Annotated in this window: 12 protein-coding genes; 5 read left to right on the top strand and 7 right to left on the bottom strand. The window is 44.9% G+C overall.

What is annotated here, in order from left to right; translation table 11 throughout:
• Nucleotides 1–5: 5 nt before the first annotated feature.
• The gene (locus MJ612_RS10985) at nucleotides 6–428 is read left to right on the top strand and encodes a peptidase associated/transthyretin-like domain-containing protein (protein ID WP_187033577.1); all 423 of its coding nucleotides are present in this window, start codon (nucleotides 6–8) and stop codon (nucleotides 426–428) included.
• Here the strand turns inward: MJ612_RS10985 and MJ612_RS10980 are convergent.
• The 4 genes from MJ612_RS10980 to MJ612_RS10965 all read right to left on the bottom strand — a co-directional run bounded on the left by MJ612_RS10980 (nucleotide 425) and on the right by MJ612_RS10965 (nucleotide 8,294).
• Nucleotides 425–2,503 carry a hypothetical protein gene (locus MJ612_RS10980; RefSeq protein WP_187033576.1) on the bottom strand — a complete coding sequence of 693 codons (2,079 nt, stop codon included), beginning with the start codon at nucleotides 2,501–2,503 and terminating at the stop codon, nucleotides 425–427. The genes MJ612_RS10985 and MJ612_RS10980 overlap by 4 nt on opposite strands.
• A gap of 2 nt (nucleotides 2,504–2,505) precedes the next feature.
• Entirely contained in the window at nucleotides 2,506–3,300 is a 795-nt protein-coding gene (locus MJ612_RS10975; RefSeq protein ID WP_187033575.1) for a PorV/PorQ family protein, read from the bottom strand.
• Between the two features lie 138 nt (nucleotides 3,301–3,438).
• The gene (locus tag MJ612_RS10970) at nucleotides 3,439–5,772 is read right to left on the bottom strand and encodes a glycoside hydrolase family 20 protein (protein WP_187033574.1); all 2,334 of its coding nucleotides are present in this window, start codon (nucleotides 5,770–5,772) and stop codon (nucleotides 3,439–3,441) included.
• 200 nt (nucleotides 5,773–5,972) lie between these two features.
• Nucleotides 5,973–8,294 (bottom strand): S46 family peptidase, encoded by a 2,322-nt coding sequence (locus MJ612_RS10965; RefSeq protein ID WP_250419124.1) that lies wholly within the window; start codon nucleotides 8,292–8,294, stop codon nucleotides 5,973–5,975.
• A gap of 162 nt (nucleotides 8,295–8,456) precedes the next feature.
• Here MJ612_RS10965 and yidD point away from each other — a divergent pair, with 162 nt between their 5' ends.
• Both yidD and MJ612_RS10955 read left to right on the top strand, forming a co-directional pair.
• Complete coding sequence (gene yidD, locus MJ612_RS10960) at nucleotides 8,457–8,678, top strand: membrane protein insertion efficiency factor YidD (protein WP_187033573.1); 222 nt, start codon at nucleotides 8,457–8,459, stop codon at nucleotides 8,676–8,678.
• Nucleotides 8,679–8,812: 134 nt separating this feature from the next.
• Nucleotides 8,813–9,088: a hypothetical protein gene (locus MJ612_RS10955; protein WP_187033572.1), complete on the top strand. Its 276-nt coding sequence runs from the start codon at nucleotides 8,813–8,815 to the stop codon at nucleotides 9,086–9,088.
• Between the two features lie 57 nt (nucleotides 9,089–9,145).
• Here MJ612_RS10955 and MJ612_RS10950 read toward each other — a convergent pair whose 3' ends face one another.
• The 3 genes from MJ612_RS10950 to MJ612_RS10940 all read right to left on the bottom strand — a co-directional run bounded on the left by MJ612_RS10950 (nucleotide 9,146) and on the right by MJ612_RS10940 (nucleotide 11,946).
• On the bottom strand, nucleotides 9,146–9,592 hold the full coding sequence (locus MJ612_RS10950; protein ID WP_187033571.1) for a GNAT family N-acetyltransferase: 447 nt from the start codon (nucleotides 9,590–9,592) through the stop codon (nucleotides 9,146–9,148).
• Nucleotides 9,593–9,739: 147 nt separating this feature from the next.
• Nucleotides 9,740–10,429, bottom strand: a complete 690-nt coding sequence (locus MJ612_RS10945) for an SH3 domain-containing protein (RefSeq protein ID WP_187033570.1) — start codon at nucleotides 10,427–10,429, stop codon at nucleotides 9,740–9,742.
• A 107-nt stretch (nucleotides 10,430–10,536) separates the two neighbouring features.
• Entirely contained in the window at nucleotides 10,537–11,946 is a 1,410-nt protein-coding gene (locus MJ612_RS10940; protein ID WP_187033569.1) for an alpha/beta hydrolase family protein, read from the bottom strand.
• 110 nt (nucleotides 11,947–12,056) lie between these two features.
• On the opposite strand from MJ612_RS10940, the gene MJ612_RS10935 reads away from it, so the two are divergent.
• Both MJ612_RS10935 and MJ612_RS10930 read left to right on the top strand, forming a co-directional pair.
• Nucleotides 12,057–12,980 (top strand): DUF1684 domain-containing protein, encoded by a 924-nt coding sequence (locus tag MJ612_RS10935; protein ID WP_187033568.1) that lies wholly within the window; start codon nucleotides 12,057–12,059, stop codon nucleotides 12,978–12,980.
• A gap of 149 nt (nucleotides 12,981–13,129) precedes the next feature.
• Nucleotides 13,130–13,768 carry a thioredoxin family protein gene (locus MJ612_RS10930; protein WP_187033567.1) on the top strand — a complete coding sequence of 213 codons (639 nt, stop codon included), beginning with the start codon at nucleotides 13,130–13,132 and terminating at the stop codon, nucleotides 13,766–13,768.
• The last annotated feature ends 46 nt before the right edge of the window (nucleotides 13,769–13,814 follow it).

Genomic DNA, 13,814 nt, shown 5'->3' with positions numbered 1-13,814 from the left:
TACCTATGAAAAACTTTCTCTTTTGCCTTGTGTTTGCCATTCTATTTATCAGCTGCAAAACGGAACAACTGGTTCTGACTCCAACTTACAACAAAGGAGGCTATACACTTGAAGAATACAAGAGCAAAGCTTTGGCTGCTCAAGGTGAGTTTTATGTCGGCGGAAGAATAATTGAAGCGCACACGAAGCAGCCAATGCCTGGAGTGGCTGTTAAACTTGGTTGCTACTTTTCAGGAGATGACTATGGAAATTATAATTTTAAAACAACTCCGGGTACAGAACTTAATCAATTGATATCCAGGTATGTTGGCTATTTAGATGTGGAGTCAAAACCGATGAAATTTCAGGCAGGAGATTCATTAATTATTGATTTTTATATGGCCCAAGATGAGAAGCCTTTAATAAATTGTGAAGGAGCTTTTAACTAAAACCTATACCTTACCTGCGCTTTTACATCCGATCTTATAGTTCCTTCTATAGTTTCCAGGCCTGAACCGATGGTATCTACATTTCTATAGTTGGTAATTCCATACTTCACCCATACATCCAGATCCCTTACCAATTGAAACTGCAGCAAAGTATAAATCCGCGTGCCTTTGCCACTTAGTGCCGGAACAGAGAAAGCATATAACACATCACGCTCATACACATATTGGCGGGTATCGTAACTGTCAGTATCGAAGAGGGCGTAGCGGGTACTAAGGCGTATATTTTTGAATGTATAGTTTATGTCCTGGGCTATCAGGTAACCGGTTTGCTGTGGTGCCTCGTGCTCGTAACTGCTGAACTGTACACGGCTTTTTAAACTGAGCGCTGTTGATGGAGCAAATTCATAGTATAAAAGGTAACTCCTGCGCAGGGCCTGTGCCACGTAATCTACAGAAGTGGTGTTGTTAGGTGCATTTAACCCTTTGCTTTCAGTCCGGAACTGGCCGTACAAGGCGCTCTGTCGGTTGGGTTTAAAATATAGCCGCACCAGGTATTCGTCTCCGTAAGAGGGGGCATCAACGCGGTAACGCAGCCACGGAAACGAAAAGCGATCGTAGTAGGCAGTTATTTCCCAGCGGGCAATGGGTTTTAGTTTGATGCCGGTATAAAAGCCGCGCTCGTTAATGTTCCGGCTGCCTTCGCCAAAAGCCCCACTATACAAACTATGGAACTCGCGGCTATAATAGCGGTAGAGCATCGCCAGTTCTGCTTTGTTAGATAGGTTTGCGATCAGGCCATTTACGCTGCCAACACCACCGCTTTTACTTATAGCCGTCTCGCCGAACAGGTACACATTCTGCCAGGTATAACTATAGTTGCTGCCGAAAGTATAGTTGCTGGTGCCGCTAAACTCGAAACGCTGGTACAGAGCATTTGCTTTTTTGATGGGAGAGCTATAGTTTGTGCCAACTGCAGTAAAGCCAAGTGTAAAGGCCTGTTTCTGATATTGCAGACTAGTACCATAAACCTGCTCCCGCACACGGCCTTTGTTGGCCAGTTCAGTAGCCGTTCTATGAAAACCAGATGTTTGGATGCCGGTAAAAGTTTCGGAAAAATCGGAGATAGTGTCGCCTTGCAGGTTGGCATCAGCACGTTTACTAGAATAGAAACCTGTAAGGTTCAGATTATCTTTTAAACTATATGTTACCGCTGCACCTCTGAAGAAAGCATATTCCAATACAGAGCTATAAGGCCTTATACCTAAGTTAGCACGGCTCAACGTAGTTATCGTTTCGCTGCCTTTACCCACATTGTACCCCGACGACAGCTGTAAACCCTGCCCGATCTGTAGCTGGTAATCGCCGAGGGCTATGGTTCTAAATCTACCTTTGTTATAGATCTGGAAGTGTGCTGTGTAAAAATCAAAACCATAGCGGCGGGTGTTGCGGTCAAAAGTAAAAGCTTCGCCGGCATCTTTTTCGGCAGTAATACCAAAACTATAATCCTGGGCCACGCTGCTCCGGTAACGAAGGTATAATTTGTCTGGTGAACCCAGGTAACGGCTTTGAGAACTGCTGATATCCGTGGAAGTATAGCCCCGCCTTTCCTGCAAGGTCCGTTCGTACCGAAGTATAAGTGCATTGTTGTCTTCCCCGATCATGCGTTGCCAGAGCGGACGGGAATCAGCATACATTCCGGCATTATCTACGCGCACAAAAGGGAGCAGTTGGTAAATGGTTTTCAGGTCGAAGTCTGGTATAGCTTGTAATTCATAGATGCTGAGTAGTTTGCCATTGTCCTGTATATGTTGGAAAAAAGAAACGATCTGCGGACGCGAAAGTATAAACAGCGAAGCCAGTTCTTCAGGGGTTGTATTGTTCAGGTCTATAGGCTGCTGGTAATACTGGAAAAGCGTTTCGTACAGGTCTTCGTAAAAGATGTTCTCATCTTCCTGCTGCGCAAACAGTTCCTGCACAAAAAGATCAAAATCAACCGTCTGCCTCGGGTAATCCTGTGCCTGCACAGGCAGGTAAAAGTATAAGATCAGCACCAGAATGTATAAGACTCGAAACATGACTATAGCTGATTTATACTTGCAGGGGGTGTGCCTGTGGTAGGTACTTTAGTGTTGCGGCTGAAACTATAAGAAACAGAAAAGTGATGGCTGTTGCCGAGTTGCGTGGTAGAGCCAAACGCATAATCTATAACAAACTGCCGTGCTAAAAAACCTGCTCCGAAATTAAGCGTGTTTGCAAGGGACTGAAAACCGCTGCGAAGTATAAATTTGCCGGGAAGCACCTGATACTCGATACCTGCCTTGAAAGTGGCATTATGGTCTATGTTCTTTTCTGTTTCGGCTAGTAACAGGAGCTTTTTGTAAGGTACATATCCAATGCCTGCTTTCATGGTGGTAGGCAAACGCTCGTCTTCAAAGTCGGCTAATTTGGCTTGGTTCAGGTTATAGGCATGTGCACCAAAGTATAGCCCCGGTATAATCTCGGCTTGCCCGCCAATAGCTAACGTTACTGCTTTCCGGCTGCCATAACCCTGCACCGCTACCTGCCACACATCTGCTTTTGCACCTATACTGAATTGACCCAGTTTATGTGCTGCGCCTAGCCCAATATGCTGTTGGTTGTATAATTTATCTCCAAACCTGCTCATGCTGATGCCATAAACACCATGCTTCGCGGTAGGATAGATGCCTAAAAGTGCTACCGTAGTAAAGGCCCGTATGCCAAACCTGTTGTCTGCATAGGCGCCAACTTGTATGTTAGTTTGCCCGGCTATACCTGCTACGTTGTTGTGCAGTGCCCATACATCCGGTATAATTACAGATGCATTGCCCAGTGCCGCCGCACGTGCACCCATCGGCACATCGGATTGCGCCTTTGCCAGGAAAGGAGTCAGTAGAAAACAGAAATACAGAAAGCCGAGTAACCTTATCCCATGCGCGTAGTTTTTGTACTTTATGAAGTAAGCTTTACGGGCAAGAAGATGTTTGGTTCTTTACTCCACCACTACTTCACTTACAAATAACCAAGCGGTTTTGCCGGCAGAGCGGTGCTTTGGCGGGCAGACTTTGATGTTGCGAGCTGTTACTTTTATATAGCGGGCTTTTAGCGGATCAAACCCGGCTGAAAAATTTTGGGTAAAGATGCCGCCTTTTAAAGGGTCGGTGGTATTGGTTATGTTCTTTACAGATTTATAGTTCTTTCCATCTTCCGAAACAGCAAATTCTACCTTTGTTGGCAGAAAAATATTGGCCAGCATATTCTGTAACTGCGAGCTGCTGATATGGCTTATAGTTGTTGCTTGCTCCAGGTCTACTACAGCTTCAAAATCATCAGTTGCGAAACCAAGCCACTGTCCGTCGTTTTGGTTTTCGGAGCCGGTTAGGCCATTTACAAGTGTAGCTCCGCCCATTGCTTTAAAGTAGCGGCTCGGTTGCTTTTGTAGTTTTACAGGACGTGCAAAGGCTTTATGTATGGTTAGCTTTGTAGCGGTTGGTTCATCTGTCATTTTACCATCTGCAAACGAAGCTGCTTTTATAGTTGCTGATTTATTAACTATAAAAGGTTCAGTATATAGTTGCGCTGCTGTGGTAGGAGTAGAGCCATCCAAAGTATAAAACACCTGCGTGCCAGCTGCATCAGTAGTAAAGGTTATAGTTGCGTGGCGCTTTGTGGTATCTGTAGTTACCTGTTGTTTTACCTGGAAAGCACTGGTGGCGTAGTTTATACCTTGTACATCGTAACGCTGGTATTGGGGCTGCATGCGCTGTTTAAAGTCTTCCCAGTTCTTGTTTTCAGGGTTGGTCCAGAATACTTCGGCTGCGGCTGCTATTCGCGGAAACAACATGTACTCTACCTGCTTAAATGTCGGGATATACTCTGTCCAGAGGTTGGCTTGTGCCCCAAGTATAAACCGCTGTTCAGATAGGGTAAGTTTTTCAGGAGTAGGGTTGAAGCTGTATACTTTGCTGAGCGGTGTATAGCCACCAAAAGCCAGTGGTTCCAGATTCTGATCGCCCTGGTAATAGTCGAAGTATAAGTGCGAAGTAGGCGTCATAACTACGCCGTGCTGTTGCTCGGCTGCTTTTATACCACCCGCTGTTCCGCGCCACGACATGATCAGCGCATTTGCAGGTATACCGCCATCCAGGATCTCGTCCCAACCCATAATGCGTTTACCTTTTGCTTTCATGAATTTCCTGATCCGCTCAATAAAGTAGCTCTGTAGCTCATTTTCGTTTTTTAAGTTCTCGGTTTCCATCCGGGCCTGGCATTTTGGGCAGGCTTTCCAGCGGGTTTTAGGTACTTCGTCGCCGCCAATATGCATGACCTGCCCCGGGAAAAGTTCGGTTACTTCAGAGAGCACATCCTGCAGGAAAGTATAGGTTTGCTCATTCCCGGCACAGAATACATCTTCAAAAATTCCCCAGGCTCGCTCTGTTTTAAAAGGTCCGCCGGTGCAGCTCAGTTCGGGGTAAGCAGCCAGTGCAGCGAGCGCGTGCCCGGGCATTTCTATTTCAGGTACTACAGTTATATGTCTTTCTTTTGCGTACTGCACCACTTCCCGAATCTCGTCCTGAGTATAGTAGCCACCATACTTCTTGTTATCAAACTGCTGCGGCCTTTCCAGTGCATGACCAACCAACGTGCCTTCGCGCCAGGCGCCAACCTGTGTTAGCTTCGGGTATTTTTTGATCTCGATGCGCCAGCCCTGATCATCGGTTAAGTGCCAATGGAAAGTGTTCAGCTTGTGCATCGCCATGTAATCAATATACTTCTTGATATCCGAAACCGGGAAAAAATGACGTGCCACATCCAGGTGCAGGCCGCGCCAGTTATAGCGGGGTTTATCCGTAATCACTACAGCTGGAATGGTAACAGGCGCTAAGCTCTGCTTGATGGGCAGCAGTTGGTTTATAGTTTGTATACCCATGGCTATACCTGCCGGCTGGTTGGCGGCAAGTATAATTTTGGTAGGCTCAACGTTTAAAGTATAACCTTCCGGGCCGAGCGTGTCGGGGGTGTTGGTTAATGTAATTAAGATATAGTTAGCTGCTCTTTTCTTAGGATTTTTGAATAGCACCTGTGGTTGCTGACCGGTTACTTTTTTAATGTCCTGCGCCAATTGCTGTGCTGTAAATTCCAGGAACTGCTGGTCAGGGTTTAGGTAAATTCTGGTATTGGCGTTAAGTATAAAGTTACCTTCCTGCTCTTTTATCTGCTGTGGCTGTGGAATAATTGAGACGGATGAGAAAGTTTTATACTGAGCTGATGCCGGAAGTATAAGTATGGAAAGTATAAAAAGTATAAGTAAAACAGGTCTCAGCATTGGGTAACGTTTTGATCATCAAGAATAAGCAGGATTACTGTAAAATGCCAACAGGATCAGTGATTAATATGATTTTTCTGGTCAGGCTGGAATGATATTAGGACGCTCGCGCCATGAAAGAATCTTAATCATGAGTTCTATATAAATAAAAAAAGCGCTGAGATGAGTCTCAGCGCTTTTCTGTTTATGTTAAAAGGTGCTTAGTCTTTTACTTGTAGTTTAACTCTTGCGTCACCTTTTTTCTTCTCGATCTTAAACTCAGTTTTACCTGAACGCAGTTTCTCCTGAGCTTCAGTGATCGTTGCATCCAGTAACTCAGACTGTGGCGTTGCAGTTGCAGCTGTAGTTGCGCCTGCACCCGGGCTGTCTGTGTTAACAATAGTCATCTCGTTAACCAGGTTGCTGGCACCTGCATATTTATCGATGATGAACAACAGGTAACGAGAGTCCATGTTAATGCAACGCTTGTAGTCTGCATCGTATACAAGGTCACCGGTCATTGCTTCCCAGTTACCATCAAATGCCAGACCGATTAGTTCACCTTTACCGTTAATTACCGGAGAACCTGAGTTACCACCAGTAATGTCGTTATCAGTGATGAAGTTTACTACCAGTTCGCCTTTATCGTTAGCATAGCGACCGTAATCCTTTGCCTGGTACAGTTGCTTCAGTTTAGCAGGAACTATAAACTCTTCGTTGGTTGGGTCTTCTTTTGCCATCAAACCTTCCATGGTAGTGTAGTAGTTGTAAACCACACCATCCTGCGGGCTGTAATCTTTCACACCACCGTAGCTTAAACGTATAGTTGAGTTAGCATCAGGGTAGTATACAAAATCAGGGTTCATCTGGCGCAGGCCAGCTACATATAAACGGTTAGCAGTTGCCAGTTTCGCGTTTGCTGCTGTCAGTTTAGGAGCAATGTTAGTAGTATAATTCTCCATGATCGGCTGCACAATTGCAAAGGCAGGATCTGCTTCCAGTTTCTTGGAAGTCGGGTTTTTCAGGAAGTCTTTCAGCTTCTGCTCTGATACAACAAACGAGTTGCTGTAAACGTGGTCAGCCAGTTTGTCGAAATCGCCTTTATACTTGGCAACCAGGTTTTTGAAAGCGGCCGGCTGCTGGTCTTTGTTGATGTCTTCAGAATAATACTTCATCATAGCAGCAAACACTTTCTTGTCTGTTGCCATGTTATAGTCCTTGAAGAACGCATCTACCCGTGGATTCAAATCTTCTACAGCTTTTTGTGTGGCAGCAGCGTCACCGGCTTTAAGAGCAGCGTTCAGCGCAGACAGGCGGTAAGCCATCATCAACGATTCTGTACCTAAAACAGCTTCGCTCAGGTAAATAGAACCTAGGTTATACTTTTCAATCTCGGCGTAAGCAGCTTCAATTTCCGGTAATACGTTGCCGTAAGTTGCTTTGCGGGTTGCATCGGCGTTAGCCCATGCCTGGTATTTCGCTTCATCAGCTTTTTTGCCTTCTATGGTCTTCATGCGCTTAATGCCTTCGTTCTGACCGATAGAATATTTGTAGTAGTTAGACTGAGACGCATATTTAGACGCATACTTGATACGTGTAGCCGCATCTTTGTCCATGTCAGCTTTCCAAAGGTTAAGCTTTGTGTCACGTAGTTTAATACGGGTTTTGTTCAGGTGATCAACTTCCAGCTGTAAGCCCTGAGACGTCATGAAACGCTTTGTACGGCCCGGGAAACCGAATACCATAGAGAAGTCGCCTGGCTCTTTATCGCCGATGTTGATTGGCAGGTGGTGCTTAGGCTTGTAAGGAACATTGTCTTTGCTATACTTTGCCGGCTTGCCATCTTTGCCCATGTATACACGGAACATAGAGAAGTCACCAGTATGGCGTGGCCACATCCAGTTATCCGTATCGCCGCCGTATTTACCGATCGATGATGGAGGCGTACCTACCAGACGAACGTCGGTGAAGCGATTGTAAACGAACAGGTAATATTCGTTGCCGTTAAAGAAATCGCGCACATACGTTACGTATTCGCCGTTGTTGCTGGCTTCTTTGGCAAGGGCCTGCACACGCTCAGCTACTTTTTTTGCACGATCTGCTTCTGGTGTGTTGTTGTCGATGCCTTCCAGTACTTTGCCTGTCACATCATCCATGCGCACTAAAATATCAACAAAAAGACCTTCATTCGGAAGTTCTTCAGCGTGGCTCTTTGCCCAGAAACCATCTGTTAAATAATCGTGCTCCGGTGTAGAGTGAGACTGTATCTGGCCGTAACCGCAGTGGTGGTTGGTAAGTAATAAACCTTCTTTCGAGATGAACTCACCTGTACAGAAACCACCAAATTGCACGATGGCATCTTTAAGGCTGGAGTTGTTTACAGAATAGATTTCTTCAGCGGTAAGCTGAAGTCCTTTTTTTTGCATATCAGCGTGGTTCAAACGCTTTATCAGCATCGGTAACCACATACCTTCGTCGGCTTTGGCAGCAAACGGCATGCTCAAACCAACTAAAAGCAGGAGTGAAAGGATTCTTTTTAACATGGAAATTTGTTTAGATTAGTTAAACTGCTGCAATTTAATAAAAATTTGCTCTCCTAACGGATGTTAGGGCTTGTTTAAAGTGTGTTTTGTGTTTCGATGACGAACTATAGTTGATATATCTGAATCACGAAATACAAAACACGAAAACCGAAATACGATACAATGATTTGGGTATTTAAAAAACTGCTGCTTGGCCTGATCTGGGTATACCGGCACATGATCTCACCTTTAAAACCAGCTACCTGCCGTTATACGCCTACCTGCTCTACGTATGCGTTGCAGGCTGTAAACAAGTATGGCCCGTTCAAAGGTAGTTGGCTGGCAATCAAGCGTATAGGTCGTTGTCACCCCTGGGGTAGTAGCGGTTACGATCCTGTACCCTGAAGCCTGACTAAAACAAGAGAAAAGTATAAGATGCAGTAATGTTCGGCTGATTCAACAAAAATATGTATACTGCACTTGCTTTAGCCGGAGTAACGGCTTGCGCCTAAGTTTTTCTTGAGTCTAACGTAGGCAAAATGAATATTAAAATTCCTGTACCCAAGGGTTGTAGAAGTTATAGTGTACCATTGGTAGATATTGTACGCGTAGAAAACTGCTCGTTAACATTTTTTAATACGAGTGCCCATAACTTATATATTATAGAGAAAGCGCGAAAAGGCGAAGAGTCGTTTTCGTTATACAGCTATCGCCATAAAAAGGACATGCTGTTTGCTTTACAGACTATCACTGACCTGTTAAAGAAAAAATCAGTAAAAAGTGTAGTGCTGGAACTGGAGCCCATGAAAAGTTAACTTCTGGCTTAAAAATCGAATGTTGTTTTTGGCCTCCTGGGGTTTATTCTTTACCGGTTATAGTTCTGGTAGCGGCATGTGCATCTCGTAAAGGTCGAAGCCTTCAGCCCAGTAGTCTCTTTCAGTTTTTACCAGCTTAAAACCCATTTTCTGATAAAACGGGTAAACCAGTTGCGTTGTGCGTACGACAATAAGGTTTACACCCGGTTGTTTTCGGATATAATTAATGCGGTGCTGCATAAGGCTTGAGCCTATACCTTTACCCTGATACGCAGGATGAACGATATCCCAGGAGATGCGGACCAGCTTCTCGTCAGGGAAATAGTTAATGCCGCCTGCCCCAACTATAATGTTATCTTCTTCCACCACAAAATAATCTTCCAGGTGCTGCTCCAGGTACTCGATAAAGTCGGCTTCTTCGGCTTCGGCAAAGTATAGCGGTATGTTCAGTTTTAGCAGGGCAATAAGTGAAGGTTTGTCGGTGGGGGTGTAGGGGCGTATCATAGTGGTTGGTTATAGCATTTAGGCTTACTACGGTTCGGGGTCAAGAGCACCAAAGTTTGGTATATAAATAAATTTTGCAATAGCACTTAAGTTCCTAACACCACCTCAGTCCGCATTAAAGCAAGGGGTGTTATTGGCTGTTTTTTATCAAAATGGTATAGTTGTGATTCTTTTTTTAAATCTTCCTTTTTCTATTATCCATAGAACAGCATACCCTCCAGCTCCGTCACTATTTAATGCGGATAGGTAAATTGTCTTATTGCTGTCAATTGTAACTGAAGTATAGTCTAAGTTCGGCTCATACAAATTTTCGACTGGCAGGTAAATTTTGTCCTTACCTAATTGTAGTAGGATTTGTCCATACTGCTTTTTAGGTATATTGCCGTCTGTCCCCCAAATCTCTTTTCCATTTACCTTCTCCAAGTAACTCGTTTCATTATTGGAAGAATCACCTTTATGAAATTGTAATTTATTGTTCTTGGGGTTGAATGGAACCTTAGTAATTCTAATTGTTAAGGAGTCTGTTTTAAAGATCGCATTAGAATCCGTTAAAACTTGGCAAGGTACTTTTGTGAAGTTCTGTATAAATCTTAGTCGCGTTTTATGGATATAGCCGCTTTTGTTTTCACGGCTCAGATCATAGTCAATTGGAAGCCAAGTATTTCCACCCTTAAAACAAAACACGACCTCCCCATTTAAAAGTTTGCCGGAGATGTTATTGCCATCTTTTGGCGAACTTCTAATATTTACAAATCCGTCTTTGTCTGAGATAATAGCAAATTGTGCAAAAGCGGATTGGTAAAAGAGGCAAGTCAATATGATCAGGACGGTTTTCATCTTATGTGTAAATAAAATAGCGACTCACTGCTGTATATAACATAGATATACAGTTTATTGTCGAAATCAACAGATTGCCGTTATAGGTAAAACGAATACACTCATAGTCACTTCGCAACACCTTTTATCCAATTGCTTATAATTTCCAGGGACGTGGGGGCTATAGTTTCTTCCAACTGGCCATACTCGTTTACCATGCCGGTAGTGGCAGTCTGGAACAGGTGGTTCAGGTCCGGAAGTTCTTGTATAATATACTTCTTGTTGCTGGCAACTTTAAGCGCTTTTTCGGTTGCTGGTAGGTTTTGCTTGTAAGGTACCTGCAGGTCTCTTGTTCCGTTAATGGCAAGCACAGGCATTGTCAACTTCTGCAAAATTAAGGCGGGATTATAGGCTAGGAAATAACGCATCCAAGGCGAACTGAGCTGGGCAACTATAGTTTGTTCGCTTTGCGGGGTAAGGCCAAGTTGCTTTTGTTCCTGATCGGTAAGTTTTGCCTTTGCTTCCTGTTCCAGCTGCTTTATTTTTTCAGCCGCTTTAAATACATCGGCTTCTGTAGCGGCTACTTCAAACTGAGCTTTCCGAAACTGCAGGTATTTTTGTAGCGGCTCCTGTGGCACACCGCCTGCTTTTAAAAGCGCTTCGTTCTGGGCTACCAGCAGTTCGGTGCCAGGCACGGCGCTTCCGGCCATCAGTACTACAAAAGCTGTTTCGGGGTGTTTAGCTGCTACTTGTGCTGCTACCAGGGCACCCTCCGAGTGGCCCAGCAAACCCACTCTTTTAGAGTTCACACCAGTAAAGCTCCTCAGGTAAGTATATGCTGCTTCGGCGTCAGAGGCAAAGTCTTCGGTAGTGGCTGTCGCAAAGTTTCCTTCTGATTTTCCTACACCACGGTCGTCGAGGCGCAGTACGGCAAAGCCCTGGCGGGTAAGGTGGTCGGCCAGCACCAGGAAGGGTTTATGCCCCATTATGGTCTGGTCGCGATCCTGGGGGCCGGAGCCGGTAATAAGCACTACTGCCGGGTAAGGTGCTTTGGTTTTAGGTAAGGTGAGTGTGCCAATAAGCTTTATACCTGCCGCTTTGTTATCTATGGTTACTTCAGTTTCCTGATATGGGTAAGGTTTTACAGGCTCTTGTGGTCGTTTGGCTACTGCTGGCTCGCCTTTAGTTAAGGGTATGTGCATGGTCTGGCCAGCCTGCTTCAGGTAACCGTCTATTGTTTCGGGTCTGGTTATTTTACCTGCATAAGATCCGCGTATAGCCTGAATGTCTAAGTATATACTATCCTGCACCAGCTTTACTGAAGTTACCGGAATGCCTTTAGCACCCTGGTCGGGGCTGTCCATGGTTGCGGTAAAGGTGCCGTTGGTGCTCTCTATATTAAACACCAGCCTGAGTTTGGTGCCGCTTATATTCAGGGCGCCGTTCCAACTGCCGGTTATAGTTCGTGCTGGCTGCTGTGCATAGCCTGAAAAGGCAGCTAGTAAAGTTGCCAGAAAAAAGAGCAGGTGTTTTTTCATAGTTATAAGTGGTTGTGTAGCTAAGGTAGTAAATTTTGATTAAGTATAATCTTTGAATGATGCTTTGCTGATGCCCTTTGTTTAAATTGCATGTTCCGTAAATGTTACTTATGAAAAAGAACCTGGTTTATGCGATTGTACTTGCCGTAACTACCTTGTTTGCAGCCTGCACCAGCGCTCCCGATACAGTTAAAACCTCACAGACTGATAATGCCGCCTATAAAGCAAGTATAGAAGAATGGCACAAAGAGCGTATCAATAATCTTAAAAAGGAAGACGGCTGGCTGGCATTGGCTGGTTTGTTCTGGCTGGAGCCCGGTGAAAACACCTTCGGCAGTGCCCCGGATAATGACCTTGTTTTTCCGGAAGGTAAGATAGCAGCTAAGGCCGGAACATTTATACTTGCAGATAATCAGGTAAAAGTAAAGCTGAATGATGGTGTTGAGGTGCAACTGGATAGTAAGCCCGTACAGGAGGCACTGGTTTATACTTCAGATTCGGTGGAGGCTCCACGGTTAAAGCATGGTCCGCTAACCTGGTTCGTAATTAAGCGTGGCGATAAGTATGGCGTACGTTTGCTCGATACAGAAAGCGAAGTAAGAACCACTTTTAAAGGTATAGATCGATACGAAGTAAACCCTGACTGGAAACTGACAGCCCGCTTAGAGCCAAACGTTTCAGGCCGGAAGATTTCTATTAACAATGTGCTGGGCCAGACAAGCGGGGAAGAAACGCCGGGAGCACTGGTGTTTACCGTTGGTGGCAAAGAATATAAACTGGATGCTCTAAAGGAAGGAAACCAGCTGTTCGTGATTTTTGCTGATAAGACCAACGGGCACGAAACCTATGGCGCCGGCCGCTACCTGTACACCGATCTGCCGGATGCAAACGGCAATGTCACCATCGATTTTAACAAAGCATATAACCCGCCCTGTGCCTTTGTAACCTATGCCACCTGTCCGCTGCCGCCAAAGCAGAACTTTTTACCAATACCTGTGCCTGTCGGCGAGAAAGCTTTTGAAGGAGGTTATTAATAAGAAATCACTGTATTAGTAATAAATGAATTTTATACTTAAGATCCGGAACAATTCAGGCTGTTGGGTGTTCTATAACAGAGCATATACCTATACCAGCATACGGATATAGTATAGCTTTAATTTTAGGAGATAGAAGTACAAAAGTAATGCAAAAACAACAGACTATTACGCCAGCCCACCTGGAGCAGGCGATGGATTACACCCAATACGTTACATTCACAGAGCAACTGTTATCCGAAAATAAAACAACAGGCACTAACCATTCTGCTGACCTGGTAGAATACACCCGCATGAACCTGCACCGTATGCGCCGTGGCGAGAAATCATGTGTGCTTACAAGCGAACTGCTGGACACACTGCAAAGTATAGATAGAGAGATGGTGTGGGTGGTGATAACTGAAGCATGGTGTGGCGATGCAGCTCAAAACCTGCCGGGTATAGTTAAAATAGCAGAAGCCAGTCCGCTTATTGACGTGAAATTTTTGATGCGCGACGAGCACCTGGATGTGATGGATGCTTACCTGACAAACGGAGGCCGTTCGATACCAAAATTAATCGCCCTGGATGCTGAGACCCTGGAAGAATTAGGAACCTGGGGACCACGCCCGGAGCCGGCACAACAACTGGTGCTGGATGCCAAAGCGCAAAAAATGGACTTTAAAGAAATGGCCGAAAAGCTGCATGGCTGGTATGGCAAAGACAGAAGCCGTACGCTGCAACAGGAGTTTGTTCCTTTAATTAGAGAGTGGGCAAACGTGGACGAAACTATAACTGAGAGCATATAACGCAACGCAACTACAACATAAAAGGCGACACCATGGTGTCGCCTTT

It is taken from the genome of Pontibacter deserti (assembly GCF_023630255.1).
Lineage (GTDB): Bacteria > Bacteroidota > Bacteroidia > Cytophagales > Hymenobacteraceae > Pontibacter > Pontibacter deserti.
This window is presented reverse-complemented; position numbering and strand designations above follow the sequence as displayed.

Coding starts and splice junctions, on each gene's coding strand:
- MJ612_RS10985 (WP_187033577.1), top strand. CDS start 6: ATGAAAAACTTTCTCTTTTGCCTTGTGTTTGCCATTCTATTTATCAGC.
- MJ612_RS10980 (WP_187033576.1), bottom strand. CDS start 2,503: ATGTTTCGAGTCTTATACATTCTGGTGCTGATCTTATACTTTTACCTG.
- MJ612_RS10975 (WP_187033575.1), bottom strand. CDS start 3,300: ATGGGTGCACGTGCGGCGGCACTGGGCAATGCATCTGTAATTATACCG.
- MJ612_RS10970 (WP_187033574.1), bottom strand. CDS start 5,772: ATGCTGAGACCTGTTTTACTTATACTTTTTATACTTTCCATACTTATA.
- MJ612_RS10965 (WP_250419124.1), bottom strand. CDS start 8,294: ATGTTAAAAAGAATCCTTTCACTCCTGCTTTTAGTTGGTTTGAGCATG.
- yidD (WP_187033573.1), top strand. CDS start 8,457: ATGATTTGGGTATTTAAAAAACTGCTGCTTGGCCTGATCTGGGTATAC.
- MJ612_RS10955 (WP_187033572.1), top strand. CDS start 8,813: ATGAATATTAAAATTCCTGTACCCAAGGGTTGTAGAAGTTATAGTGTA.
- MJ612_RS10950 (WP_187033571.1), bottom strand. CDS start 9,592: ATGATACGCCCCTACACCCCCACCGACAAACCTTCACTTATTGCCCTG.
- MJ612_RS10945 (WP_187033570.1), bottom strand. CDS start 10,429: ATGAAAACCGTCCTGATCATATTGACTTGCCTCTTTTACCAATCCGCT.
- MJ612_RS10940 (WP_187033569.1), bottom strand. CDS start 11,946: ATGAAAAAACACCTGCTCTTTTTTCTGGCAACTTTACTAGCTGCCTTT.
- MJ612_RS10935 (WP_187033568.1), top strand. CDS start 12,057: ATGAAAAAGAACCTGGTTTATGCGATTGTACTTGCCGTAACTACCTTG.
- MJ612_RS10930 (WP_187033567.1), top strand. CDS start 13,130: ATGCAAAAACAACAGACTATTACGCCAGCCCACCTGGAGCAGGCGATG.